The sequence below is a fragment of the Streptomyces sp. DSM 120436 genome, from assembly GCF_055778765.1.
In genome coordinates this window covers 4,300,925-4,323,852 of sequence record NZ_JBSKBS010000001.1, presented here as the reverse complement: position 1 = coordinate 4,323,852, position 22,928 = coordinate 4,300,925, and the positions used below count along the sequence as shown (strand labels likewise).

23 protein-coding genes are annotated in these 22,928 nt (G+C 72.4%); 18 read left to right on the top strand and 5 right to left on the bottom strand.

The window, feature by feature from the left end; genetic code table 11:
• Positions 1–194 precede the first annotated feature (194 nt).
• From ACWH4W_RS19155 to ACWH4W_RS19115, 9 genes are all read left to right on the top strand, one after another.
• Positions 195–344 (top strand): hypothetical protein, encoded by a 150-nt coding sequence (locus ACWH4W_RS19155; protein ID WP_473076938.1) that lies wholly within the window; start codon positions 195–197, stop codon positions 342–344.
• A 421-nt stretch (positions 345–765) separates the two neighbouring features.
• Positions 766–2,130, top strand: coding sequence for an MFS transporter (locus ACWH4W_RS19150; protein WP_473076937.1), 1,365 nt, complete (start codon positions 766–768; stop codon positions 2,128–2,130).
• Positions 2,131–2,166: 36 nt separating this feature from the next.
• On the top strand, positions 2,167–3,102 hold the full coding sequence (locus tag ACWH4W_RS19145; RefSeq protein ID WP_473076936.1) for a 3-carboxyethylcatechol 2,3-dioxygenase: 936 nt from the start codon (positions 2,167–2,169) through the stop codon (positions 3,100–3,102).
• A complete protein-coding gene (locus ACWH4W_RS19140; RefSeq protein ID WP_473076935.1) occupies positions 3,099–3,983 on the top strand; it encodes an alpha/beta fold hydrolase in 885 nt (294 codons plus the stop codon). Before ACWH4W_RS19145 ends, ACWH4W_RS19140 begins: the two co-directional genes overlap by 4 nt.
• A gap of 13 nt (positions 3,984–3,996) precedes the next feature.
• Positions 3,997–4,791 (top strand): 2-keto-4-pentenoate hydratase, encoded by a 795-nt coding sequence (locus ACWH4W_RS19135; protein WP_473076934.1) that lies wholly within the window; start codon positions 3,997–3,999, stop codon positions 4,789–4,791.
• A gap of 2 nt (positions 4,792–4,793) precedes the next feature.
• Positions 4,794–5,258, top strand: coding sequence for a nuclear transport factor 2 family protein (locus ACWH4W_RS19130; RefSeq protein WP_473076933.1), 465 nt, complete (start codon positions 4,794–4,796; stop codon positions 5,256–5,258).
• Positions 5,255–6,028, top strand: coding sequence for an HpcH/HpaI aldolase family protein (locus ACWH4W_RS19125; protein WP_473076932.1), 774 nt, complete (start codon positions 5,255–5,257; stop codon positions 6,026–6,028). Before ACWH4W_RS19130 ends, ACWH4W_RS19125 begins: the two co-directional genes overlap by 4 nt.
• Entirely contained in the window at positions 6,025–7,638 is a 1,614-nt protein-coding gene (mhpA, locus tag ACWH4W_RS19120) for a bifunctional 3-(3-hydroxy-phenyl)propionate/3-hydroxycinnamic acid hydroxylase MhpA (RefSeq protein WP_473076931.1), read from the top strand. Before ACWH4W_RS19125 ends, mhpA begins: the two co-directional genes overlap by 4 nt.
• A gap of 153 nt (positions 7,639–7,791) precedes the next feature.
• Entirely contained in the window at positions 7,792–8,484 is a 693-nt protein-coding gene (locus ACWH4W_RS19115; protein WP_473076930.1) for a TetR/AcrR family transcriptional regulator, read from the top strand.
• A gap of 30 nt (positions 8,485–8,514) precedes the next feature.
• Here ACWH4W_RS19115 and ACWH4W_RS19110 read toward each other — a convergent pair whose 3' ends face one another.
• The 4 genes from ACWH4W_RS19110 to ACWH4W_RS19095 all read right to left on the bottom strand — a co-directional run bounded on the left by ACWH4W_RS19110 (position 8,515) and on the right by ACWH4W_RS19095 (position 13,428).
• Positions 8,515–9,261 carry an SDR family oxidoreductase gene (locus ACWH4W_RS19110; RefSeq protein ID WP_473076929.1) on the bottom strand — a complete coding sequence of 249 codons (747 nt, stop codon included), beginning with the start codon at positions 9,259–9,261 and terminating at the stop codon, positions 8,515–8,517.
• A 418-nt stretch (positions 9,262–9,679) separates the two neighbouring features.
• The gene (locus tag ACWH4W_RS19105) at positions 9,680–10,708 is read right to left on the bottom strand and encodes an ABC transporter permease (RefSeq protein ID WP_473076928.1); all 1,029 of its coding nucleotides are present in this window, start codon (positions 10,706–10,708) and stop codon (positions 9,680–9,682) included.
• Positions 10,692–12,248, bottom strand: a complete 1,557-nt coding sequence (locus ACWH4W_RS19100; RefSeq protein ID WP_473076927.1) for a sugar ABC transporter ATP-binding protein — start codon at positions 12,246–12,248, stop codon at positions 10,692–10,694. Before ACWH4W_RS19100 ends, ACWH4W_RS19105 begins: the two co-directional genes overlap by 17 nt.
• Positions 12,249–12,381: 133 nt before the next feature.
• Positions 12,382–13,428: a sugar ABC transporter substrate-binding protein gene (locus tag ACWH4W_RS19095; RefSeq protein ID WP_473076926.1), complete on the bottom strand. Its 1,047-nt coding sequence runs from the start codon at positions 13,426–13,428 to the stop codon at positions 12,382–12,384.
• A gap of 448 nt (positions 13,429–13,876) precedes the next feature.
• Here ACWH4W_RS19095 and ACWH4W_RS19090 point away from each other — a divergent pair, with 448 nt between their 5' ends.
• The 9 genes from ACWH4W_RS19090 to ACWH4W_RS19050 are packed head-to-tail and all read left to right on the top strand — an operon-like array spanning position 13,877 to position 21,980.
• Positions 13,877–14,728: a fumarylacetoacetate hydrolase family protein gene (locus ACWH4W_RS19090; RefSeq protein WP_473076925.1), complete on the top strand. Its 852-nt coding sequence runs from the start codon at positions 13,877–13,879 to the stop codon at positions 14,726–14,728.
• 11 nt (positions 14,729–14,739) lie between these two features.
• The gene (locus ACWH4W_RS19085) at positions 14,740–16,110 is read left to right on the top strand and encodes an L-fuconate dehydratase (protein WP_473076924.1); all 1,371 of its coding nucleotides are present in this window, start codon (positions 14,740–14,742) and stop codon (positions 16,108–16,110) included.
• A complete protein-coding gene (locus ACWH4W_RS19080) occupies positions 16,107–16,868 on the top strand; it encodes an SDR family NAD(P)-dependent oxidoreductase (RefSeq protein WP_473076923.1) in 762 nt (253 codons plus the stop codon). Before ACWH4W_RS19085 ends, ACWH4W_RS19080 begins: the two co-directional genes overlap by 4 nt.
• Entirely contained in the window at positions 16,865–17,863 is a 999-nt protein-coding gene (locus tag ACWH4W_RS19075; protein ID WP_473076922.1) for an aldo/keto reductase, read from the top strand. The genes ACWH4W_RS19080 and ACWH4W_RS19075 overlap by 4 nt, the downstream gene beginning before the upstream one ends.
• Positions 17,863–18,603 (top strand): (Fe-S)-binding protein, encoded by a 741-nt coding sequence (locus ACWH4W_RS19070; RefSeq protein WP_473076921.1) that lies wholly within the window; start codon positions 17,863–17,865, stop codon positions 18,601–18,603. The genes ACWH4W_RS19075 and ACWH4W_RS19070 overlap by 1 nt, the downstream gene beginning before the upstream one ends.
• The gene (locus tag ACWH4W_RS19065; RefSeq protein ID WP_473076920.1) at positions 18,600–20,123 is read left to right on the top strand and encodes a LutB/LldF family L-lactate oxidation iron-sulfur protein; all 1,524 of its coding nucleotides are present in this window, start codon (positions 18,600–18,602) and stop codon (positions 20,121–20,123) included. Before ACWH4W_RS19070 ends, ACWH4W_RS19065 begins: the two co-directional genes overlap by 4 nt.
• Positions 20,120–20,770 carry a LutC/YkgG family protein gene (locus ACWH4W_RS19060; protein WP_473076919.1) on the top strand — a complete coding sequence of 217 codons (651 nt, stop codon included), beginning with the start codon at positions 20,120–20,122 and terminating at the stop codon, positions 20,768–20,770. Before ACWH4W_RS19065 ends, ACWH4W_RS19060 begins: the two co-directional genes overlap by 4 nt.
• Positions 20,767–21,078 (top strand): L-rhamnose mutarotase, encoded by a 312-nt coding sequence (locus ACWH4W_RS19055; protein WP_473076918.1) that lies wholly within the window; start codon positions 20,767–20,769, stop codon positions 21,076–21,078. The genes ACWH4W_RS19060 and ACWH4W_RS19055 overlap by 4 nt, the downstream gene beginning before the upstream one ends.
• Positions 21,075–21,980, top strand: coding sequence for an amidohydrolase family protein (locus tag ACWH4W_RS19050; RefSeq protein ID WP_473076917.1), 906 nt, complete (start codon positions 21,075–21,077; stop codon positions 21,978–21,980). Before ACWH4W_RS19055 ends, ACWH4W_RS19050 begins: the two co-directional genes overlap by 4 nt.
• 89 nt (positions 21,981–22,069) lie before the next feature.
• On the opposite strand, the gene ACWH4W_RS19045 is transcribed toward ACWH4W_RS19050, so the two are convergent.
• Positions 22,070–22,762, bottom strand: coding sequence for a FadR/GntR family transcriptional regulator (locus tag ACWH4W_RS19045; RefSeq protein WP_473076916.1), 693 nt, complete (start codon positions 22,760–22,762; stop codon positions 22,070–22,072).
• Positions 22,763–22,928 lie beyond the last annotated feature (166 nt).

Below are 22,928 nucleotides of genomic sequence, written 5' to 3'. Positions count from 1 at the left end.
GGCTCACGCGGGAGTGATTCCCGGATGCGCTTTCCGGCCAGAGCGGCGAAGGGGGCGCGCGGGGCACACCGGTCCGTCGCGGGCCCGTCCCGAGGAGCGCGGGCCCCAGGGGGCTTCACGTGTCCCGGTCGTTCCGCCCTGCCCGCACGCGCGGGTTCCTTCGTGCCACGTCCGCTGCCGTGGCTCCTCCGTTCATGCCGCCGACCACCGGCTGCGGTTCCTCCGACGCGGGCGGCGGGGCCGCGAAGGCCACCGCGGCCGTGCCCACGGGCTTCCCGGTCGCCCTCGACGCCTGCGGCGCGCAGACCACGTACGACAAGCCTCCTCGCGGGTGGTCGCCATGACCGGCCTCCGCTCGGCCTACGCGGTCGAGGGCCTGGCCCGCAGGCTGCTGCGTCCCGAGCGCTTTCGGTGATCCGGGCCGCCACCGGCACGCCCGCCGAGCGGACGGTTAGGCCTTCACTCGCACTTGACGCACTCGCGCTTGACGACACGAGCGGCGGCATCCCGCCGGTCGTTGCCGAGACCCGTGTCGGCACGTTCCCCGCACGCCCGCCCCGGGGGCCGGAGGGCCTGGAGCCGCCGCTTCACCAATTACGCGTCACCCCTTGACACCGGCCATGGCCGCTCGTCACTGTAATGGCGATTCTAGAACGTAACTTCTAGTTCTCATCGACGGAACGTCGCCGGCCGGCGTTCCGCGTCCTCCTTTGCGGGCCCCTGCCACGGCACGGGTCCGCTCTGTCCCGGAACAGGGGAACTTGCATGAGGATCACCGACCACATCCCGCAGGAGAAGATGAGCGGGCTGCAGAAACGCGCCGTCGTCATCGCGATCACCCTGGTCGTGCTCGACGGTTACGACGTCTCCCTCACGTCGTTCGCCGCGCCGTACATCGAGAGGGGTTTCGGCGTCTCGAAGGCGGAGCTCGGACTGGTCATGTCCGGCGCCCTGATCGGCATGCTCGTGGGCTCGATCATCGTCGCGCCGCTCGCCGACCGCATCGGCCGGCGCAAGATGGGCGTCATCGCCACCACGACGATCGCGGCGGGCATGTTCATCGGCCCGTTCGCCACTCCGGAGACCGGGACCTGGCCCCTGGTCCTGAGCCGCATCGTCACCGGCGTCGGGGTCGGCTGTCTGGTGGCCGTGGTCGGCGTCATCCTCACCGAGTACACGGGCAAGCGCGTGTACGCCCTGGTCATGGCCGTCTACGCCGCCGCCATCAACATCGGCGGACTGCTCGGCTCGATGATCGTCGGCCCGATGCTCGACGCCCGCGGCTGGCAGTTCGGCTGGTGGATCGGGTTCGTCCTCAGCGCGATCGCCGCGGTCGCCACGTACGCGCTGCTGCCCGAGTCGCTCGCCTGGCTCTCCGAGGGCCGCCGCCCCGACTCCCTGCAGCGGCTCAACGCGCTGCTCGCGAAGATGGGCCGGCCCGCGCTCACGGCGCTTCCCGAGCCGGAGTCCACGGGGGTCAAGGCGAAGGGCTCGCTGCGCACCGTCTTCACCGGCCGGACCGGCGTCTACACCCTGCTGATGATCGTCGGCTACATCGCCTACATGCTCAGCTTCTACTTCATGACCAACTGGGCCCCGAGCAGCGTGGCCTCGGCCAACGACAACCCCGCGCTGGCCCCGCAGCTCGTCACCGCCTTCAGCATCGGCGGCATCCTCGGCAACGTCCTCTTCGGGTACCTGGGCGGCAGGATCAGCATCCGCGTCCTCGCCCCGGTCTTCCTGCTCCTGGCCACCTTCACCCTGTCGCTGTTCGGCATCGTGGGCTCCCAGATGCCCACCGCCTGGTGGACCCTGTTCGCCGCCTCCTTCTTCGTCTGCTCGGGCACCGCGGCCTTCTACACGATCGTCCCGACGCTCTACCCGACGCTGGCCCGCTCGACCGGCTTCGGTGTGGTCATCGGCGTCGGCCGGTTCGGCGGCATCGCCGCCCCGGTCATCGGCGGCGCGGCCTTCGACGCCGGCTGGGGCATGGGCGTGGCCTTCACCGTCTTCTCCCTGCCGATGCTGCTCGCCGGCGTCAGCATCATCGTCCTCCACCTGGCCCAGCGCCGCTCCGAGGCGGCCGAGGTCCAGCGCCCCGAGCCCGTGCTCTCCGGTACGTCCGCGTAGCGGCCGTCCGCACCCTCCCAGAAAGGAACCAGCTCCATGCCGCTGGCCGTCGCAGCGCTCTCCCACGCGCCGTCCTTCGGCAACGTCGACCCGGGCGGGGAGACGTTCGCCGAGATCAATGCCGCCGTCGACGAGGTGAAGGAGTTCGTCTCCGGGTACGACCCCGATCTGGTCGTGGTGTTCGGACCCGACCACTTCAACGGCCAGCTCTACTCGCTGATCACCCCGTGGGTCGTCGGGGCGGCCGCCGAGGGCGTCGGCGACTACGGCACCACCGCGGGGCCGCTCCCCGTCGACGCCGACGCCGCCCGGGCGCTGCACGCCGCCGTGCTGGCCGAGGGCATCGACATCGGCCGCAGCGAGCGGATGACGGTCGACCACGGCATCGTCCAGCCCCTGGACTTCGTGTTCGGCGAGAACTTCACGCAGCCGATCGTGCCGGTGTTCGTGAACGCGATCGGTCTGCCCCTCTCCCCCATGCGGCGGGTGCGCCTGATGGGCGAGGCGTTCGGCCGGGCCGCCCGGACCCTGGACAAGAAGGTGCTGTTCCTGGCCTCGGGCGGCATCTCCCACAACCCGCCGATCCCCCGCTGGGACGGCGCCCCCGGCACCGTTCAGGAACGTCTGATCGCCTACGCGCCCTCTCCCGAGGAGCGGCACGAGCGCGAGCAGATGATCGTCAAGGGCATCCAGGCGATCGCGGACGGCAAGGCTCCGAGCGACCCGCTGAACGAGGAGTGGGACAAGCTCGTCCTCGACACGTTCCGCTCCGGCGACCTCACCGGGGCCGACGGCTGGGAGAACGGCTGGTTCGTGGCGGAGGGCGGCTCGGCCGCGCACGAGATGCGCAGCTGGATCGCGGCCTACGCGGCGCTGTCGACCGCCGGGCCCTACCGCTTCGCCGTCGACCGCTACTGGGCGGTCGAGAAGTGGGGCGCGGGCTTCGCCGTGCAGGCGGCGGTGACGGCGTGAGCGGGGCGGCGAGGGCGCACCTGGCGACCCTGTGGGAGGAGATCGCGGACCTGGAGCACACGCTGCGGTACGTGGACGCGGGCGGCTGCCGCACCCGGGTCCTCGACATCGCCGGGGCGGCCCCGGACGCGCAGACGGTCGTCCTGGCCAGCGGCACCAGCGGCCACATCGAGGCGTGGACGCAGAACGTCCGCGCGTTCGCCGAGGCCGGTTTCCGGGTGGTCGGCTACGACTACCCGGGCCACGGCTACACCGCGCTGGCCGACCACCCGCTGGAGATCCGCGACTACGAGGAGCACCTGCTCGCCCTGCTCGACGCGCTCGGCCTGGACCGGGTGCATCTCGCCGGCGAGTCGCTCGGCGGCTGGCTCGCGCTGAAGTTCGCGCCGAAGCACCCCGAACGCCTGCGCACGGTGATTCTGTCCGCGCCGGGCGGCCGGGTGATCGGCGAACCGCAGCTGGACCGGACGCAGTCGGTGAGCGCCAGGGCGGTGAGCGAGCCGACGTTCGAGAACGTGAAGAAGCGCCTCCAGGTCGTGATCCACGATCCGCGGAACATCACCGACGAGCTGGTCCGGGTACGCCGGGCGATCTACGCCCGGGACGGGTTCAGCATGGCGAACGTGTCCGCCCTGAGGGAGCCGGAGCGGCGGTGGCGCAACCGCGTGACCGACGACGACTTCGCGGCCGTCCCCGTCCCGGCCCTCATGGTGTGGACCGACCACGAGCCGACCGGTGACGAGGCCGAGGGCGCGCGCCTGTGCGGGCTGATCCCGGACGGCGAGTACCTGCTGGTCCGCGGCGCCGCCCACTGGCCGCAGTGGGAGGGGGCCGCCGAGTTCAACGCCGCGGCCGTCGCCTTCCTCCAGAAGCATGCCTGACGAAAGGACCGGAGTGAGCGTCACCCGGGAGACCATCAGCGAGATCGCACGCGAGCTGTTCGAGGCCAAGCGCGGCGTGTACACCGTGCCGTACGTGAGCCCCCGGCTGCCCGAGCGCGACCTCGACTCCGCCTATGCGATCTCCGCCGAGTTCGCCGCCCTCCGCGAACGCGAACTGGGGGTGAAGCGGGTGGGCCGCAAGGTCGGCCTGACCAACCCCCTCGTGCAGCGGCGCGTGGGCATCGACGAGCCGGACTACGGGATCATCCACGACGACATGGTGCACGCCTCGGGCGCACGCCTGCCGCTGTCCGCGTACAACCGCCTGCTGATCGAGGCGGAGGTCGCGTTCGTGCTGAAGAGCGACGTCATGGATCCCTCCCGTGCGTGCGTGGAGGCCGCGATCGACTACGTGACACCCGCGTTCGAGGTGGTGGACTTCCGCTACGCCGGCTCCGTCGGGCAGATCGTCGACACCATCGCCGACAACGCGGGCTGCAGCGGGGTCGTCCTCGGCGAGGAGCGGCGCCCCTACGGCGAGGTCGACCTGACCCGGGTCGAGATGGTCATCACCGGGGGCGGCGAGGAGATCACCCGGGGTGTCGGCGGCAACGTGCTGGGGGACCCGGTCAACGCGGTCGTCTGGCTGGCGGAGACCGCGATCCGCACGGGCGAGCCGCTGCGCGCCGGAGAAGTGCTGCTGTCGGGCTCCATCGGCCACATCGAGCCGTGGCCCGCCGACGTCGAGTGCGTCGCCACCGTCACCGGGCTGGGTCGCGTGGTCGCGACCGCGGAATCGAAAGGCTGAACATGAGTGACTACCGTCCCGTCGACGCGGCCACCCGCGTCGAGATCGAGCAGCTCATCGCGGAGATGCTCTACCGCCTCGACCACAACCGGGCGGACACGACCTGGGAGCTGTACACCGAGGACGGCGTCTCGGTGGGTCCGATGGGCGACATGGACCGCGAGGCCATGAAGGCGTGGGGGGCCAGGCGGGCCCGGCAGACGGACGTCGTCGGCCGTCACCACATCGGCGGGATCCGCCTGGTGTGGGACGGGGACGAGGTCGAGGGCACCGTGCAGTACCTGACCTTCCGCGACACGGTCGAGCCGCAGACGCTGCCCGCGTCGGTCGGTGAGTTCCGCGAGCGCTACCGCAAGGTGGACGGCCGGTGGCTGTTCGCCCGCCGGGAGATCGTGCCGGTCTTCGGCGGCCGGGCCGCCGCGGCCCACGCGGCGCGCGTGGCCGGGCAGCAGGGGCAGGCGCAGTGAAGCGGGAAGCCGTCGGCGGAGACCGGAACCCGGTGCTGTACCACCAGACGGTCCCGTCGTTCTCGATGCCCGAGTGGGCGGTGGCCGCCGGGTACGACGGCGTCGTCCTGGACCTCCAGCACGGCGAGCTGGGGCTGGAGGCGGCCTGCGGGATCCTGCGCTCGATCCCGCGCGGGAACGCGTACGCCTACGCCCGGGTGGGGTCGCTGGACCCCGCGCCGATTCTGCGGCTCCTCGACAGCGGGGCCCGCGGGATCGTCGCGCCCACCGTCGAGTCCCGGTCCCAGGCCGAGGCCCTGGTCGCCGCCGTCAAGTACCCGCCGGCCGGGGGCCGCAGTCTGGGCCCGTCCCGGCCCGCGCTGTACCCGGGTGACTCGTACACCGAGGCCGGCAACCGGGCGGTGTCCGCCGTCGCCCAGATCGAGACGCGGACCGGCGTCGAGCACGCCGAGGAGATCGTCGCGACCCCGGGTCTGGACTCGGTGTACATCGGCCCGGCCGACCTCGCCGTCTCCTACGGCCTGCCCGGGCGCGGTGACTGGGACGAGGGTCCGGTGCGCGAGGCGATCTCCTACGTCCGGGAGGTGACGCGCGCGCACGGCGTCACCCTCGGCATCTACTCCGGCCGTCCCGAGTACGCGGCCGGCCTGTTCGCCGACGGCCTCGTCGACTACGTGGGCCTCGGCATCGATCTCGTCCTGCTGAACCGCGCGTTCGGCGACACCATCGCCGGGCTGGGCCCGGCCCGATCCGCACGGAGCACCACATGAACAAGGCCTGCGACGTCCTCGTCGTCGGGGCGGGTCCGGTCGGCCTGACCCTGGCCAACCTGCTGGGGCAGCAGGGCGTCGACGTCCTCGTCGTCGAGCGGGAGCACGGACTCATCGACTACCCGCGGGCCGTGGGCATCGACGACGAGGCGCTGCGCGCGATGCAGACCGCCGGGCTGGTCGACGAGGTGCTTCCGCACACCGTCCCGGACCAGAAGATCTACATGATCAACGGCGCCGGGGCGATCCTGTCCGAAGTGAACCCGACGACGCGCGAGTTCGGCTGGCCGCGCCGCAACGGCTTCGTGCAGCCGCTGGTCGACCGGGTGCTGCTCGCCGGCCTCGACCGCTTCCCGAACGCCGCCGTGCGTTTCGGCGCCGAGGTCGTGGACCTGACCGAGGAGGACGACGGCGTGGTGGCCGCCCTGGCGGACGGCCGGGCCGTGCGCGCACGGTACGTCGTCGCCGCCGAGGGCGGGTCCTCCCCCACCCGCAAGCGGCTGGGCATCTCGTTCGAGGGCGAGACCCGGCCGACCGACGGGATCGTGATCGACGTCGCCAACGACCCGATCGGCACGCCCCACGCCGTGTTCGGCGGGGACCCCGCCCGCAGCTACGCCTCCATCGCGCTGCCGCACGGCATCCGCCGCTGGGAGTTCACCCTCTTCGAGGACGAGGGCGAGGCCGACGTCGAGGACGACGCGTTCGTCTTCGGTCTGCTCGCGCCCCACGTGCCGGACCCGTCGAAGCTGGACATCATCCGCCGCCGCGTCTACCGGCACCACGCCCGGATCGCGGGCCGGTTCCGGCACGGGCGGATCTTCCTCGCCGGTGACGCCGCCCACGTCATGCCGGTGGTGGGCGGGCAGGGCTGGAACTCCGGGATCCGCGACGCCTTCAACCTCGGCTGGAAGCTCGCCGCCGTCGTCAAGGGGCTGTCGGCCGACGGTCTGCTGGACACGTACGAGACCGAACGGCTCGGCCATGTCACGCAGATGGTGGCCGTCTCCCTCCGGATGGCGAAGGAGATGACCGACCACGACCCCGAGAAGGCCGCCGAGCGCGACCGGATCGCCGCCTCCCGCACCCCCGAGGAGCGGGAGGCGCAGAAGCGGCAGGCGTTCAAGCCCCAGCCGACGTTCGACCGGGGCGTGGTGGTGCACACCCCGCTGCCGGTGTCCAAGTCGCTGCCCGTCCGCGACGCGCCCCGGCTGGCGGGCACGATCTTCCCGCAGCCCAGGGCCACCGACGCCGACGGCGCCGAGCTGCTGCTCGACGACGCGACCGGTCAGGGCTGGCGGATCCTCGCCTGGAACAACGACCCGACGGCGTTCCTGTCGGCCGAGCGGCGGGCCGCGCTGGACCGGCTCGGCGCCCGTCTCGTGCAGGTGGTGCCGAAGGCGCAGCTGCCGTGGGCCCGTGAGCGGGCCACGGCCGGCGTCACCGTCGTCGGCGACCTCGGGGGCGAGGCGAGCCTGCAGGCGTGGTTCGACGCGCGGCCGGTGGGCGCGGTGGTCCTGCGTCCCGATCATGTGATCGCCGCCGAGTGCCTGGCGCAGGAGCTCGACGACGTCGTGGCCCGCGTCCTGGAGGCCGCCTGCGTCGTGTGACGCGGGGCGGGACGCCGGATCTCCAGGCGGTGCCGAAGTGGCCGTACGGCAAGGCCACTTCGGTACCGCTCGGGTCAGCGGCCAGGAGCGCGGTTCTAGAATGACCGTGCTGGTGGCACGGGTACGGACGACGGACGGCGACAGGGCGACGGCATGACGCGGAGCACACGGCAGGACAAGGACACGAAGGGCACGAAGGGCACGCGGCAGGCGCGCTCGGACAGGAGCCGGGAACAGATCCTGCTGGCGGCGCTGGACCTGGCGCTGGAACACGGCTACCAGGGCACGACCATGGCGGCGGTCAGCGCGTCGTCCGGCCTGCCCATCGGCTCGGTCTACTGGCACTTCAAGAGCAAGGAGCAGCTCTTCGTCGCCCTGCTGGAGCACTGTCACAAGGCGTGGACGGAGATCCACTCCGGTCCGGAGGGGCTGCGCCGCAAGCTGTCCCGCGGCATCGTCGGCCTGTCCGGGGCCGACCCCGGGCAGTACACGAAGGAGGAGGCCCTGCTCAAGGCCGCGGCGGTCTGGGCGCTGAGCAGGCAGCTGGGCGGTCTGGGCGAGGACAACGAGGTCCGTGCGGCGTACCTGCGGATGCGGGTCGAGATGTTCAAGGCGGACGTCGAGCGGATCACCGAGTCCGTCCCGGCCGACGTCGTCGAGCGCTTCCCGGACCTGCCCACCAAACTGACGGTGCTGAGCCTGGCGTTGACCGACGGCTTCTACGTCCACGCGAACTCCGACGTGCACCTGGAGCTGGACTTCGCGGAGTACGCGGACATGGCCGCCCGGGCCCTGGAAGGCCTGGTGGACGACTACGCCCGCCGGGCGGCCGAGGAGCGGCAGTAGGCCGGTCACGGTCCCGCGCGCCGCGCGCGGTCACACGGCGCGGGTGAGTCCGCCGTCCACGCGCAGGTTCTGTCCGGTGGTGTAGGTGGCGTCGCACGCCACGAAGGCGACGGTCCGTGCGACCTCCTCATGGGCGGCGGCCCGGCCGAGGGGGATCGCGGAGGTCCATGCGGCGGGCACGGACTCCGGGTCGGCGACGGTGTACCCGGGGAGCACGTTGTTGATCCGGATGCCGTCCGCTGCGACCTCGTCCGCCCACAGCTTGGTCCAGGTGGTCATGGCGGCCCGGGCGACCATGGACGTGGGGAAGCGGGGCGAGGGCTCGGTGGGGCTGGCCGAGGAGATGTTGACGATGCTGCCGCCGCCCCGGGCGCGCATCGGGGCGAGCGCGGCGCGGCAGGCGCGCACCACGTGGTAGAAGTACAGGTCGAACCCGGTGGCCCAGTCCTCGTCGGTCAGTTCCTCGAGCTTCCCCTTGGGACCGTGGCCCGCGCTGTTGACCAGGACGTCCAGACGGCCCCAGGCGGAGACCACCTGGTCGACGGCCGCCTCGATGACACCGGCCTCGGTGTAGTCGCCCCGGACGGCGAGGCCGCCGAGCTCCTGGGCCAGCGCGACCGCCCCTTCGCCGCGTGCCAGCACCGCCACCCGATGACCGCGCGCTGCCAGTTCGCGCGCCGACGCGGCGCCGATGCCGCTGCTGCCGGCGATGACGAGGGCCGTGGGCCGGGCTTCGGTCATGGTGCGCTGCTCCTGGGTGACGGGGGTGCGGGTCATGACGTGAACGATTCATCCAGAATGAGCATTCTAGGAGAATGTAGGTCCGCTCGCCCGTCACGTCAACGGCGCACCGGCGCGCGGACGCCGGGGTCACCGTCAAGTCACGGAAGCCTTCCAGCACTTGATCGCTTTCGCCGCCCCTCCGCGTGAAGCCGCTCCCATGGCGTCGACGGCATCCCCCCGGACCTGAGGTTCTCCCGTTGCCCGGGAGAACCAGACGCCCGGAAACACCTTTCGATTGCGACCGGGCTCCTGGCCGCAAGGGCGGAAACAGGTGAGCGGAAGCACCCGGAAGTCCCCGTGGCCGGTCTGCCCTGCGCGCACGGGCAGGGAGTCACCCACGGGTCCCCCGCTGTGCGCAGCGGGTGAGCGGGACGGGACCCGAGGTCCCGTCCCGCTCACCCCGCGGCCCCCGTCACTCCTGCTTCTCGCCGGAGGCGAAGCGGGAGATGATCAGTGCGACGATGATGATCGCGCCGTTGAGGAACTGGTTCCACAGCGGCGGCACGCCGGCCAGGGTCATGACGTTGACCACGAGCTGGAGGGTCAGCACGCCGGTGAGGGCGCCGAACAGGGTGCCGCGGCCGCCGTTGAGGCTGACGCCGCCGATGACGGTGGCGGCGAAGACCTGGAAGATCCAGCCGTTGCCCTGGTCCGCGGAGATGGAACCGTAGTGGCCGGTGTAGAGGATGCCGGCGAAGGCGGCGAGCAGGCTGCCGATGATCAGGACGACCCACACGATCCGGTCGACCCGGATGCCGGCCGCCCGGGCCGCCTCGGAGTTGCCGCCGATCGCGTACAGGGCGCGGCCGTGGCGCAGCCAGGCGAGCGCGCTGCCGCCGATCAGGAAGAGCAGCGCGCAGATCCAGATGCCGGCGGGCGCCCCGAGCCAGGAGGCGCGGCCGAGGTAGGTGAAGGAGTCGGGCAGGTGGACGATCGACTGGCCCTCGGAGACGGCGACCTGGAGTCCGCGCAGCAGGGTGAGCATGCCCAGGGTGACGATGAAGCCGTTGAGCCGCAGCTTGAGGATGAGGAAGCCGTTGATCACGCCGATCAGCGCGCCGACCAGCAGGCACAGCGGGATGGCCGCCCAGCCGGGGAACAGTCCGAGGCCGAGGAAGCGGGCGCCCTCGTCGGGCAGGACCATCCAGACGGCGATGACCGGGGCGACGCCGATCGTGGACTCCAGCGAGAGGTCCATCCGGCCGCAGATCAGGATCAGGGCCTGGGCCAGGACCAGCAGACTCAGCTCGGTGGCCTGCTGTCCGACGCCGAGCAGGTTGTCGGACGTCAGGAAGGCGGGCGAGACCACGAACCCGATGACGCACAGGACGAGCAGGACCGGAACCAGCGACAGGTCGCGGAAGCGGGCGAACTCGATGCGGCGCCCGGCGGGCGCCGCGGCGGCGGCCGGTTCGGTGCGGACCTCAGTGGTGGGGGTCATGGCTGTCCTTCGTGTCGGTCGGGTCGGCCATGCCCTCCATGGCGGCGACCAGTTGTTCGTCGCTCCAGTCGTGCCCGAACTCGGCGACGACGCGGCCGTGGAACATGGCCAGGACGCGGTCGCAGACCCGCAGGTCGTCGAGTTCGTCGGACACGATCAGAGCGGTCTTGCCGGCGTCGGCGACCTCGCGGACGGTGCCGAGCAGGGACTCCTTGGACTTGACGTCGACGCCGTTGGTCGGCCGGACGGCGACCAGGACGTGCGGCTCGGTGGCGAGCGCGCGGGCGATGACGACCTTCTGCTGGTTGCCGCCGGACAGCGCGGACACCTGGGTGGCAGCGCCCGGGGTCTTGATGTCGAGGTCGTTGATCATCCGCTGGGCGAAGGCCCGGGTCCGTGAGGGGAGCACCGTGCCGAACGGGCCGAGCTGATCGGTGACGGTCAGCGTGGCGTTCTCGGCGACGCTGCGGTGCGGGACGAGGCCCTGGATGTGCCGGTCCTCCGGGACGAAGCCGATGCCGGCCGCGAGCGAGGCGGGGACCCCGCCCGTGCGGAGGCGGCGGCCCGCGACGGTGACCGTGCCGGCCCGGGGGCGGCGCAGGCCGGCGAGGGTCTCGCCGAACTGGACGTTGCCGCTGGCCGCGGCTCCGGCCAGGCCCACCACCTCGCCGGGGCGGGCGGTCACGGAGACGTCCTGGTAGGCGCCGTCCAGGCTCAGTCCGGAGACCTCGAGCAGCGGTTCGCCGCCGGAGCGCGCGGCGCCGGTCACGGACCAGGCGGGCGCGACGCTCCGCGTGCTCTCCCCGGTCATCGCCTCGACCAGGGCGTGCCGGTCGAGTTCGGCGACCGGCGCGGTGACGACGTGCCGGGCGTCGCGGTACACCGTGACGGTGGTGCAGAGGTCGTAGACCTCCTGCAGGTGGTGGGAGATGAAGAGGAAGGCGATGCCCTGCTGCTGCAGGGCGCGCAGTTTGCCGAAGAGCCGGTCGATGCCGCGGGCGTCGAGCTTGGCGGTGGGTTCGTCGAGGATGACGAACCGGGCGCCGAACGACAGGGCTCGGGCGATCTCCACGAACTGGCGCTGCTCGACGGTCAGGTCCATGGCGCGTGCGGTCGGGTCGACGTCCACGCCGTACTCGGCGAGCAGTTCGACGGCGCGCAGGCGCAGCCGCTTCCAGCTGATCGGGCGCAGCGCGCCGGCGCTCTGCCGGTCCAGGAAGAGGTTCTCGGCGACGGTCAGGGCCGGGATGACGGTGGAGTGCTGGTAGACGCAGGCGACCTTGGAACGCCAGGCCGCGGTGTCGCCGAGCGCCGGGGCCGGCTCGCCGTCGAAGCGCAGGGTGCCGGTGTCGGGGCTCTGCAGGCCGGTGAGGATCGAGACGAGGGTGGACTTGCCCGCGCCGTTGCGGCCGACCAGGGCGTGTGCGTCGCCGGACGCGACCGAGAGGCGGGCGTCACTGAGCGCGACGGTGGCGCCGAAGTGTTTGCTGATCCCGTCGGCCTCGACGACGGGGCCCCGGATGGGGCTGGGGTCCGCCATGGCGGGTTGTCCTTTCCGCGGAGGGGCTCGTGGGCGGCGGCCCCGGAAGGCGTGGGACGAGGTGCTTCCGGGGCCACCGCTCACGGGGCGCCCAAGGGGTGCTCAGGGGATGCTCAAGGGGCGCTCGGGAGGGTCACTTGCTGACGTTGTTGCCCCACAGGGTCTTGTCGTCGACGTTCTCCTTGGTCACCAGCGGGGCGGGGAGCTGGTCCTCGAGGCCGTTGGGGAGCTCGATGATGGTCGAACCGTGGTCGGTGGGACCGGGCTTGAAGGTCTTGCCCTCGGCGGCGGCCTTCGCGTAGTACACCGCGTACTTCGCGTAGAGGTCGGCGGGCTGGGAGATCGTGGCGTCGATGTGGCCCTGGCGGATCGCGTCGAACTCCTGCGGGATGCCGTCGTTGGAGATGATCGTGATGTGGCCGGGCTCGCCGGCGGGCTTGAGCAGGCCCTTCTGCTTGAGCAGGGAGAGGGTGGGCTGCAGGAAGACACCACCGGCCTGCATGTAGATGCCGTCCAGGTCGGGGTGGGCGGCCAGGGTGGACTGGAGTTTGGCGGAGGCGACGTCGCCCTTCCAGTCGGTGGCCAGCTCGATCACCTCGATCCCGGGGAACTTCTCCTTCATGCAGGCGGCGAACGCCTCGGAGCGGTCACGGCCGTTGATGGAGCTGAGGGCGCCCTGGAGTTCCGCCACCTTGCCCTTGCCGCCGAGCTGCTCGCCGAGGTACTCGCACGACTTGGTGCCGTACGCCTCGTTGTCCGCGCGGACCACCATGTAGACGTCGCCCTTGTCGGGGCGGGTGTCGACGCTGATCACCGGGATCTTCTCGGCGGCCAGCTCGTCCAGGGTGGAGGCGATGGCGCCGGTGTCCTGCGGGGCCATCACGACGGCCTTGGCACCGGTGTTCCGGAAGACCTTGACGTTGGCGACCAGCTTGGTCACGTCGTTCTGGGAGTTGCTCACCGGCAGGGCGCTCACGCTCTGGGTGCCGGTCTCCCGGTCGACGTACTGGGCGTAGGAGTTCCAGAAGTCGGAGTCGGCGCGGGGCAGGTCGATGCCGATCTTCGCCGTGTCGCCGTTCGCGGAGGCGGAGCCGCCGTCGCGGTTGCAGGCCGTGGTGAACCCCGCCAGGACGGCCACGGTGGCGGCTGCGGCCGCGATTCTGGAGGAGCGAGGCTTCATGGTGCTGATCTCCTTGGCTGGGACGGCCGGTGCCTCGGCCGAGGTGAGTGGGAGCCGGGTCGACGGACCGGCGTGCGGCAGTGGCGCGCTCCCCCGCCGACGGCCGGGAGGTGGGGCGTCCCGGCAGGTCTGCGAGGAGCGCGACTGCTGAGTCATCGGATGGCTTGCGGCATCGTGGACCTTACGAGTCGGCAACTCGGACTGACAAGAGGAGACGTCAGACGAATTTGAATCGTGACGTACGGGTCACGGATGCATGTCAGGGCAGGTGAATGAAGAGGGCAGAACGACCCATACATCCGCAAGGGCGACCGGCTGTGCACGGGGAGAGATCGGATGTCTTCTTGCGGAGGATCGCCAGTCGCTCGTATGGTCGACCCCGGCTAGTCATCCGATGTATTGATCGACGGAGGACCTGGGCCTCCACCAGTGACGACAGGAGAAGAACATGAAGCTGTTGCGAGTCGGGGAACCGGGCCGGGAGACGCCGGCGGTCCTCGGCGAGGACGGCGTCGCCTTCTCGCTGACGGAGGTCACCACCGACATCGACGGGACGTTCCTCGCCTCCGGCGGGATCGACCGGGTCAGGCAGGAACTGGCCGAGGGATCCCTGCCGCGCCTCGACACGGCGGGCCGGCGGATCGGCGCTCCCGTCGCCCGCCCCGGCAAGGTCGTGTGCGTCGGCCTCAACTACCGTGACCACGCCGAGGAGACCGGCGCGGCCGTCCCCGAGCGGCCGGTGGTCTTCATGAAGGACCCGTCCACCGTCGTGGGCCCCCACGACGCGGTGCACATCCCCCGTGGCTCGGTGAAGACCGACTGGGAGGTCGAACTCGCCGTCGTCATCGGCACCGAGGCCCGCTACCTGTCCGGCCCCGGCGAAGCGGCCGGCCACATCGCCGGCTACGCGGTCAGTCACGACGTCTCCGAACGGGAGTTCCAGCTCGAGTACTCCGCGCAGTGGGACCTCGGCAAGTCCTGCGAGACCTTCAACCCGCTGGGCCCCTGGCTCGTGACCCCCGACGAGGTGGGCGACCCGCAGCGACTCGGCCTGCGCCTGTCCGTCAACGGCGAGGTCCGCCAGGACGGCAGCACCGAGAACATGATCTTCGACGTCGCGTACCTCGTCTGGTACCTCAGCCAGTACATGGTGCTGCGCCCCGGCGACGTCATCAACACCGGCACCCCGGCCGGCGTGGCCCTCGGCCTGCCCGGTACCCCCTATCTGCGCGCGGGCGACACCGTCGAACTCTCCGTCGACGGTCTCGGCGCCCAGCGGCAGAAGCTCATCAACGCGTGAAAGGCACCGAGTTGTCCGCAACCCCCGCGCGGATCGCCGCCGTCGACACCTACGACATCCGCTTCCCGACCTCACGGGAGCTGGACGGGTCCGACGCGATGAATCCGGACCCCGACTACTCCGCCGCCTACCTCGTCCTGCGCACCACGGAGGGCGGCCACGAGGGTCACGGCTTCACCTTCACCATCGGCCGCGGCAACGACGTCCAGGTCGCCGCCATCGACGCGCTGCGCGAGCACGTCGTCGGACGGCCCGTCGCCGACCTGTGCGCCGACCCCGGCTCGCTCTACCGCGACCTGATCGGCGACAGCCAGCTGCGCTGGCTGGGGCCGGAGAAGGGCGTGATGCACATGGCCATCGGCGCCGTCGTCAACGCCGTCTGGGACCTGGCGGCCAAGCGCGAGGGCAAGCCGCTGTGGCGGTTCCTCGCCGACGCCGACCCCGCCTGGCTCGTCTCCCAGGTCGACTTCCGCTACCTCACCGACGCCCTGACCCCGGACGAGGCCCTGGAGCTCCTGCGCCGGGGCAGACCGGGCGCCGACGAGCGGACCGCCGAACTGCTGCGCCGCGGCTACCCCGCCTACACCACCTCCCCGGGCTGGCTCGGCTACTCCGACGAGAAGCTCACCCGTCTCGCCCAGCAGGCCGTCGCCGAGGGATTCACCCAGATCAAGCTCAAGGTCGGCGCGGACCTCGACGACGACATCCGCCGCTGCCGCGCCGCCCGCGAGGCGGTGGGCCCCGGCTTCCGGATGGCCATCGACGCCAACCAGCGCTGGGGCGTCGACGAGGCCGTGGCGTGGACACGGGCGCTCGCGGAGTTCGACCCGTACTGGATCGAGGAGCCCACCAGCCCCGACGACATCCTCGGCCACGCCGCCATCCGGCGCGGCGTCCACCCCGTCAAGGTCGCCACCGGCGAGCACGTGCAGAACCGCATCGTCTTCAAGCAGCTCCTCCAGGCCGGCGCCGTCGACGTCCTCCAGCTCGACTCCGCACGCGTGGCCGGGGTCAACGAGAACCTCGCCGTCCTGCTGCTCGCCGCCAAGTTCGGCGTACCGGTCTGCCCGCACGCCGGCGGCGTCGGCCTGTGCGAACTCGTCCAGCACCTCTCGATGTTCGACTACGTGGCCCTCACCGGCACCACCGAGAACCGTGTCATCGAGTACGTCGACCACCTCCACCAGCACTTCCTCGACCCGGTGGTGATCGCCGACGGTCACTACCGGCCCCCCACCTCGCCCGGCTTCTCTGCCGCCATGAAGCAGGCCAGCATCGACATGTACACCTATCCGCACGGCACGTTCTGGGTCGCCGACGCGGCGGAGGCCGCCGCGACGGCCGCCGGCGCGCCCGGCCGGGACACGGAGGTCCCCGCATGACGACCGCTCTCGCCTCACTCACCGCCGTCGTCACCGGCGGCGCCTCCGGCATCGGCCTCGCCACCGCGCACCTGCTCGCCGAGCACGGCGCGGACGTCGCCGTCCTCGACCGCGACCCGAGCGGCGTGCCCGCTCCCCTGCGCGGCTTCACCGCCGACGTCACCGACGACCGCGCCGTCCGCGCCGCCGTCGAGGGGGCGGCCGAAGCGCTCGGCGGGATCGACATCCTGGTCAACAACGCCGGCATCGGGGCGGTCGGGACCGTGGAGGACAACGCGGACGAGGAGTGGCACCGCGTGCTGGACGTCAACGTCCTCGGCATCGTCCGCACCACCCGGGCCGCCCTGCCGTACCTGCGCCGTTCCTCCTTCGCCTCGATCGTCAACACCTGTTCCATCGCCGCCACCGCGGGACTGCCGCAGCGCGCCCTGTACTCGGCCAGCAAGGGCGCGGTCCTGGCCCTCACCCTGGCCATGGCCGCCGACCACGTCCGTGCGGGCATCCGGGTCAACTGCGTCAACCCCGGCACCGTCGACACCCCGTGGGTCGGCCGCCTGCTGGACGCCGCCGCGGATCCGGCCGCCGAGCGCGCCGCGCTCGACGCGCGCCAGCCCACCGGGCGCCTGGTGACCGCGCGGGAGGTGGCCGCCGCCATCGTCCACCTCGCCTCCCCCGCCGCCGGCAGCACCACCGGCACCGCCCTCGCGGTCGACGGCGGCATGGCCGGCCTGCGGCTGCGCCCGGAGCCGCAGCCGTGACCCCGCGTCACCACCGGCTCGGGAGCCGCGCCGTACGGGTCAGTGCGCTGGCCTTCGGCGCGGCGGGCATCGGCAACCTGTTCACCCCCGTCACCGACGAGGAGGCCGCGCGGGCCGTCGACGCCGCCTGGGAGGCGGGCGTCCGGTACTTCGACACCGCCCCGCACTACGGCCTCGGGCTGTCCGAGCGCCGCCTGGGCGCCGCCCTGCGCGCCCGGCCGCGCCACGCGTACACCGTGTCCACCAAGGTCGGCCGCATCCTGGAGCCGGCCCCGTCGGCCGCGGGTGACGATCTCGCCCACGGCTTCGCCGTCCCCGCCACCCACCGCCGGCGCTGGGACTTCAGCGCCCGTGGTGTGCGCCGGTCGGTCGAGGAGAGCCTGGAGCGGCTCGGTCTGGACCGGATCGACATCGCCTACCTCCACGACCCCGACGACCACATGGAGCAGGCGCTCGACGAGGCGTACCCGGAACTGGAGCGGATGCGCGACGAGGGAGTGGTCGGCGCGATCGGCGCCGGCATGAACCACGCCGGCCCGCTCGCCCGGTTCGTCCGCGAGACCGGCGTCGACGCGGTCCTGCTGGCGGGCCGTTACACGCTCCTGGACCAGTCCGGGCTCGTCGACCTGCTGCCGCTCGCCGCCGAGCGAGGGGTCGGCGTCGTCGTCGGAGGCGTCTTCAACTCCGGCCTGCTCGCCGATCCGCGGCCCGGGGCCACCTTCGACTACGCCCCGGCGCGCCCCGAGACGCTGTCCCGGGCACTGGAGCTCCGGACGGTCTGCGAGCGGCACGGGGTGCCGCTGCGCGCCGCCGCCCTGCACTTCCCGTTCGGGTCCCCGGCCGTCACGAGCGTCCTCACCGGAGCCCGCAGCGCGGCGGAGGTCCAGGACGCCGCCGCCCTGCTCGGCCGCCCGGTCCCGGACGCGCTGTGGGCGGAGCTCAAGGAACGCGGGCTGCTCCCCGCCGACGCACCCACCCCCCAGGACACCGACTGATGCGCATCGCCCTGTTCCTCACCTGCTTCAACGACACCATGTTCCCGGGCACCGGCCGGGCCGTGGTCCGTGTCCTGGAGCGGCTCGGCCACACCGTCGACTTCCCGCGGGAGCAGACCTGTTGCGGACAGATGCACTTCAACACCGGCTACCGGCCGGAGGCCGTCCCGCTGGTGGAGCGCTTCACGCGGACCTTCGCCGCGTACGACGCCGTGGTCACCCCGTCCGCCTCCTGCGCCGGGATGATCCGTGACGGCCACCCCGTGCTCGCCCGGGACCACGGGTCCGCCGCGCTCCAGGAGGGGGTCGCCGGCCTGGCGCCCCGGGTCCACGAGTTCACCGGGTTCCTCACCGACGTCCTGGGCGTCACGGACGTCGGGGCGCGTTTCCCGTACCGGGTCGCGTACCACCCGACCTGTCACTCGCTGCGCGGACTGCGGCTCGGCGACCGCCCGCTGGACCTGCTGCGGGCCGTCGAGGGCATCGACCTGGTCGACCTCCCCGCCGCCGACGCGTGCTGCGGCTTCGGCGGCACCTTCGCGGTCAAGAACGCCGGGACCTCCGGCGCGATGCTCGCCGACAAGGCGCAGGGGGTCCTGGACAGCGGCGCCGAGGTGCTGTGCGCCGCCGACAACTCCTGTCTGATGCACATCGGCGGCGGCCTGTCCCGCCGAGGCAGCTCCGTACGCACCCTGCACCTGGCCGAGATCCTCGCGCACGGCGAAGGAGTTCCCCGATGAACGGCCCCACGGACCGCGGCGTCGTCTGGCTCGGTTCTCCCTCCTTCCCCGAGGCCGCCAGGAGCGCGCTCGAGGACGGCCGGCTGCGCGCCAACCTGAAGCGGGCCACCTCCACGATCCGCGACAAACGGCGGGCCGTAGCGGACGAGCTGGACGACTGGGAGGCGCTGCGCGACGCGGCCGCCGCGATCAAGCGACGCACCGCCCGCCATCTCGACCGGTACCTGGTGCGGCTGGAGGAGTCCGTCACGGCGGCGGGCGGCACCGTCCACTGGGCCGCCGACGCCGCCGACGCCAACCGCGTCGTCACGGAGCTGGTGCGGGCCACCGGCGAGCGGGAGGTCGTCAAGATCAAGTCGATGGCCACCCAGGAGATCGGTCTCAACGAGCATCTCGCCCAGGCCGGGATCACCGCCTACGAGACCGACCTCGCGGAACTCATCGTCCAGCTCGGCGACGACCGCCCCTCGCACATCCTCGTCCCCGCGATCCACAAGAACCGCACCGAGATCCGCGATCTGTTCGCCGCCGAGATGGGCCGCTGGGGACGTCCGGCGCCCGAGGGCCTCACGGACGACCCGGCCGACCTCGCCGAGGCGGCCCGGCGCCACCTGCGGCAGAAGTTCCTGGCCGCGAAGGTCGCCGTCTCCGGCGCGAACTTCGCCGTGGCCGACACCGGCACGGTCGTCGTCGTGGAGTCCGAGGGCAACGGCCGTATGTGCCTGACCCTGCCGCAGACCCTGATCACCGTCATGGGCATCGAGAAGGTCGTGCCCACCTTCGGCGACCTGGAGGTGTTCCTCCAACTGCTGCCCCGCTCGTCCACCGGCGAGCGGATGAACCCCTACACCTCCGCCTGGACCGGCACCACCGACGGCGACGGACCGCGCGCGTTCCACCTGGTGCTCCTCGACAACGGCCGCACCGACACGCTCGCCGACACCGTCGGCCGTCAGGCCCTCGCCTGCATCCGCTGCTCGGCCTGTCTCAACGTGTGCCCGGTCTTCGAACGGACCGGCGGCCACGCGTACGGATCGGTCTACCCCGGTCCGATCGGCGCCGTGCTCACCCCGCAGCTCGTCGGCGTCGAGAACGCCGCGTCCCTCCCGTTCGCCTCGACGCTGTGCGGCGCCTGCTACGACGCCTGCCCGGTGAAGATCGACATTCCCGAGGTGCTGGCCCACCTGCGCGCCGAGGCCGTCGAGGCGCGGCGGGCCGCCCGGCGCCTCCCGACGGCGGAGGCGGCGGCGATGAGAGCGGCCGCCGCCGTCCTCGGCTCCCCCCGCCTGCTCGGCGCCGTCCAGAAGGCGGCGGGCGCCGCCGGCCGCGCCGTCGCCCGGCGCGGCCGCATCGGCCGGCTGCCCGGGCCGCTGCGCGGCTGGTCCGCCACCCGCGACACCCCCGCGCCGCCCGCGGAGTCCTTCCGCCAGTGGTGGCGCGAGAACCGCGAGCACGGCGAGCGCAGCGAGCACGGCCAGAGCGGCGGGAACACGAACGAGAGGAAGGCGGGGGAGCGTTGAGCAGTCGTGAGGCCGTTCTCGGCCGCATCCGCGCCGCACTGGCCGACGTGCCGGCCGCCGAGGTCCCCGACGACGTCCCCGTCCCCCGGGACTACCGTCGCAGTCACACCGCACCGGACCAGGACGTCGTCTCCCTGTTCGCCGAGCGGGTCGCCGACTACCGTGCCACCGTCGTCCGCACCGACCGGGCCGGACTGACCGGCGCCCTCGCCGGCGTCCTCACCCGCCGCGGTGTCCGGGAGCTGGCCCTGCCGCGCCTCTTCCCCGACACGCTGCTGCCCGCCGGCCCCTGGTCGTGGCACCCGGAACCCCTGGACGTGCCCGCCCTGGACGCCCTGGACGGCACGATCACCCTCGCCGCCTGCGGTATCGCCGTCACCGGGACCATCGTCCTCGACGCCGGCCCCGGGCAGGGGCGGCGCGCCCTGACCCTCGTCCCCGACTACCATCTGTGCGTCGTGCACGCCGAGCAGATCGTCCCCGACGTCCCCGGCGCCCTGACCCGGCTCGCCCCCGTCCGGCCGCTCACCTTCATCTCCGGGCCCTCCGCCACGAGTGACATCGAACTCGACCGGGTCGAAGGCGTGCACGGACCGCGGACCCTGGACGTCGTCGTCGTCGACCCCACCCACCCGGAGCAGCCATGAGGATCGCCCTGCACACCCGCGTGCGCGAGGACCGCGTCGCGCAGTACGAGGCCGCCCACCGCGAGGTGCCCGTCGAGCTCACCGCCGCCATCCGGGCCGCGGGCGTCACCTCGTGGACCATCTGGCGCAGCGGCCGCGAACTGTTCCACCTGCTGGAGTGCGAGGACTACGCCCGGCTGCTCGCCGAGCTGGAACACCTCCCGGTCAACGTGGCCTGGCAGGCGCGGATGGCCGACCTCCTCGACGTCGTCCACGACTACTCCGGGGACGGCGCCGACGCGGGTCTCCCGGTGGTGTGGGAGCTGTGACCGGCCGACGGATCATCGACGCGCACCATCACGTCTGGGACCTCGCGGTCCGGCCGCAGCCGTGGATCACGGGCGACGCCCTCGCCCCGCTCGCCCGGTCGTTCTCGGCCGCGGACCTCGCCGCCGAGGCACGGGCGGCGGGCGTGTCCGGCACGGTCGTCGTGCAGACCGTCTGCGTGCCCGGGGAGACGCCCGAGCTGCTGGCGCTCGCCGCCGGCAGCGATCTGGTCGCGGGGGTCGTCGGATGGACCGACCTCACCGCGCCGGACGTCGCCGACGCGATCGCCGCGCTGCGGGAACAGCCCGGTGGCGACCGGCTGGTCGGCATCCGCCACCAGGTGCAGGAGGAGCCGGACCCGCGCTGGCTGCTGCGCCCGGACGTCCAGCGCGGACTGGCGGCCGTCGCCGCGGCCGGGCTCGTCTACGACCTCGTCGTCAGGCCCCGCCACCTGGCCGCCGCGGCGGAGGCCGCGGCCCGGCTCACCGGGCTGACCTTCGTCCTCGACCATCTCGGCAAGCCCCCGATCGCCACGGGCGCGCTGGAACCCTGGGCCTCCGGCCTGCGCCGCCTCGCCGCCCTGCCCAACACCGTGGGCAAGCTCTCCGGCCTGGTCACCGAGGCCGCCCCGGACGCCTGGCGGACCGAGGACCTCGGACCGTACGCGCGGACCGCCCTCGACGCCTTCGGTCCCCGGCGGCTGCTGTTCGGGTCCGACTGGCCGGTCTGCACCCTGCGGGCGGACTACGCGACGGTCGTCAGGACCGCGGACACGCTCACGGCGGGACTGTCCCCCGCGGAGAGGGACGCGGTCTTCCACGACAACGCGGTCCGTCTGTACGGGCTGCGGGGCGCCGGACCGTCCGAAGCGGACGCGCCCGGCGCGGGCGTGCGGACGCCCTGACTCCCGGTCCGCCCGCCGGTTCTTCCCGAGCTCCGGGGAGAACGGCGGGAGCCGCGGGTTCCGGGAAGGGGCGCCGTGCCGACGTGCCGTCAGAGCACGGGCCGGTCGCCCCCGAGGGTGCCGCGCAGCCACTGCTCGACGCCCGCCACGTGGACCGTCATCCAGGACCGGGCCAGCTCGGGGTTCCGGTCGGCGACGGCCTCGTAGATCGCCCGGTGCTGGTCGCGGGTGCGTCCCACCGCACCCTCCTCGGTCAGCCCGCGCCAGATCCGCGCCCGGGTGGTCGGACCGGAGAGCCCGTCGATCAGCGAGCAGAGCACCGGGTTGCCGGCGCCGGAGGCGATCAGGCGGTGGAACTCCAGGTCGTTGGCGATGAGTTCTTCGAGTGTCGCCTCCTGCGGGAGGCGGTCGAGCACCTTCTCCAGCTCGGCGACGTCCTTCTCCGGCATCGCCCGCGCGGCCATGGCGGCGGCGGCCGGCTCCAGGATGCGGCGGACCTCGAGGAAGTCCAGCACGGTGTCGTCGTGGTGGAAGTCGACGACGAAGCCGAGCGCGTCCAGCAGCAGGCCGGGCTCCAGGCTGGTCACGTACGTCCCGTCGCCCTGGCGCACGTCGAGCACGCGGATCAGGGAGAGCGCCTTGACCGCCTCGCGCAGGGAGTTGCGCGACAGCCCCAGCCGCCCGGCCAGGTCGGCCTCCTTGGGCAGCCGTTCCCCCGGGCGCAGCTCGCCCTCGACGATCATCGCCTTGATCTTCTCGATCGCCTCATCGGTGACCGGCACGGTGACCACCTCCTCAGGGCGACGACTATACATCGGATGAATGACGGAGCTTCTCAGTCGGCGACTGACAGATACATCCTATGTGTGAACCGAAGAAGAGCCACATCTCTGTTCACGAGCAGCCCTTCTCTCTATCGTGGCAAGCATTCATCCGATGTGTCACCGA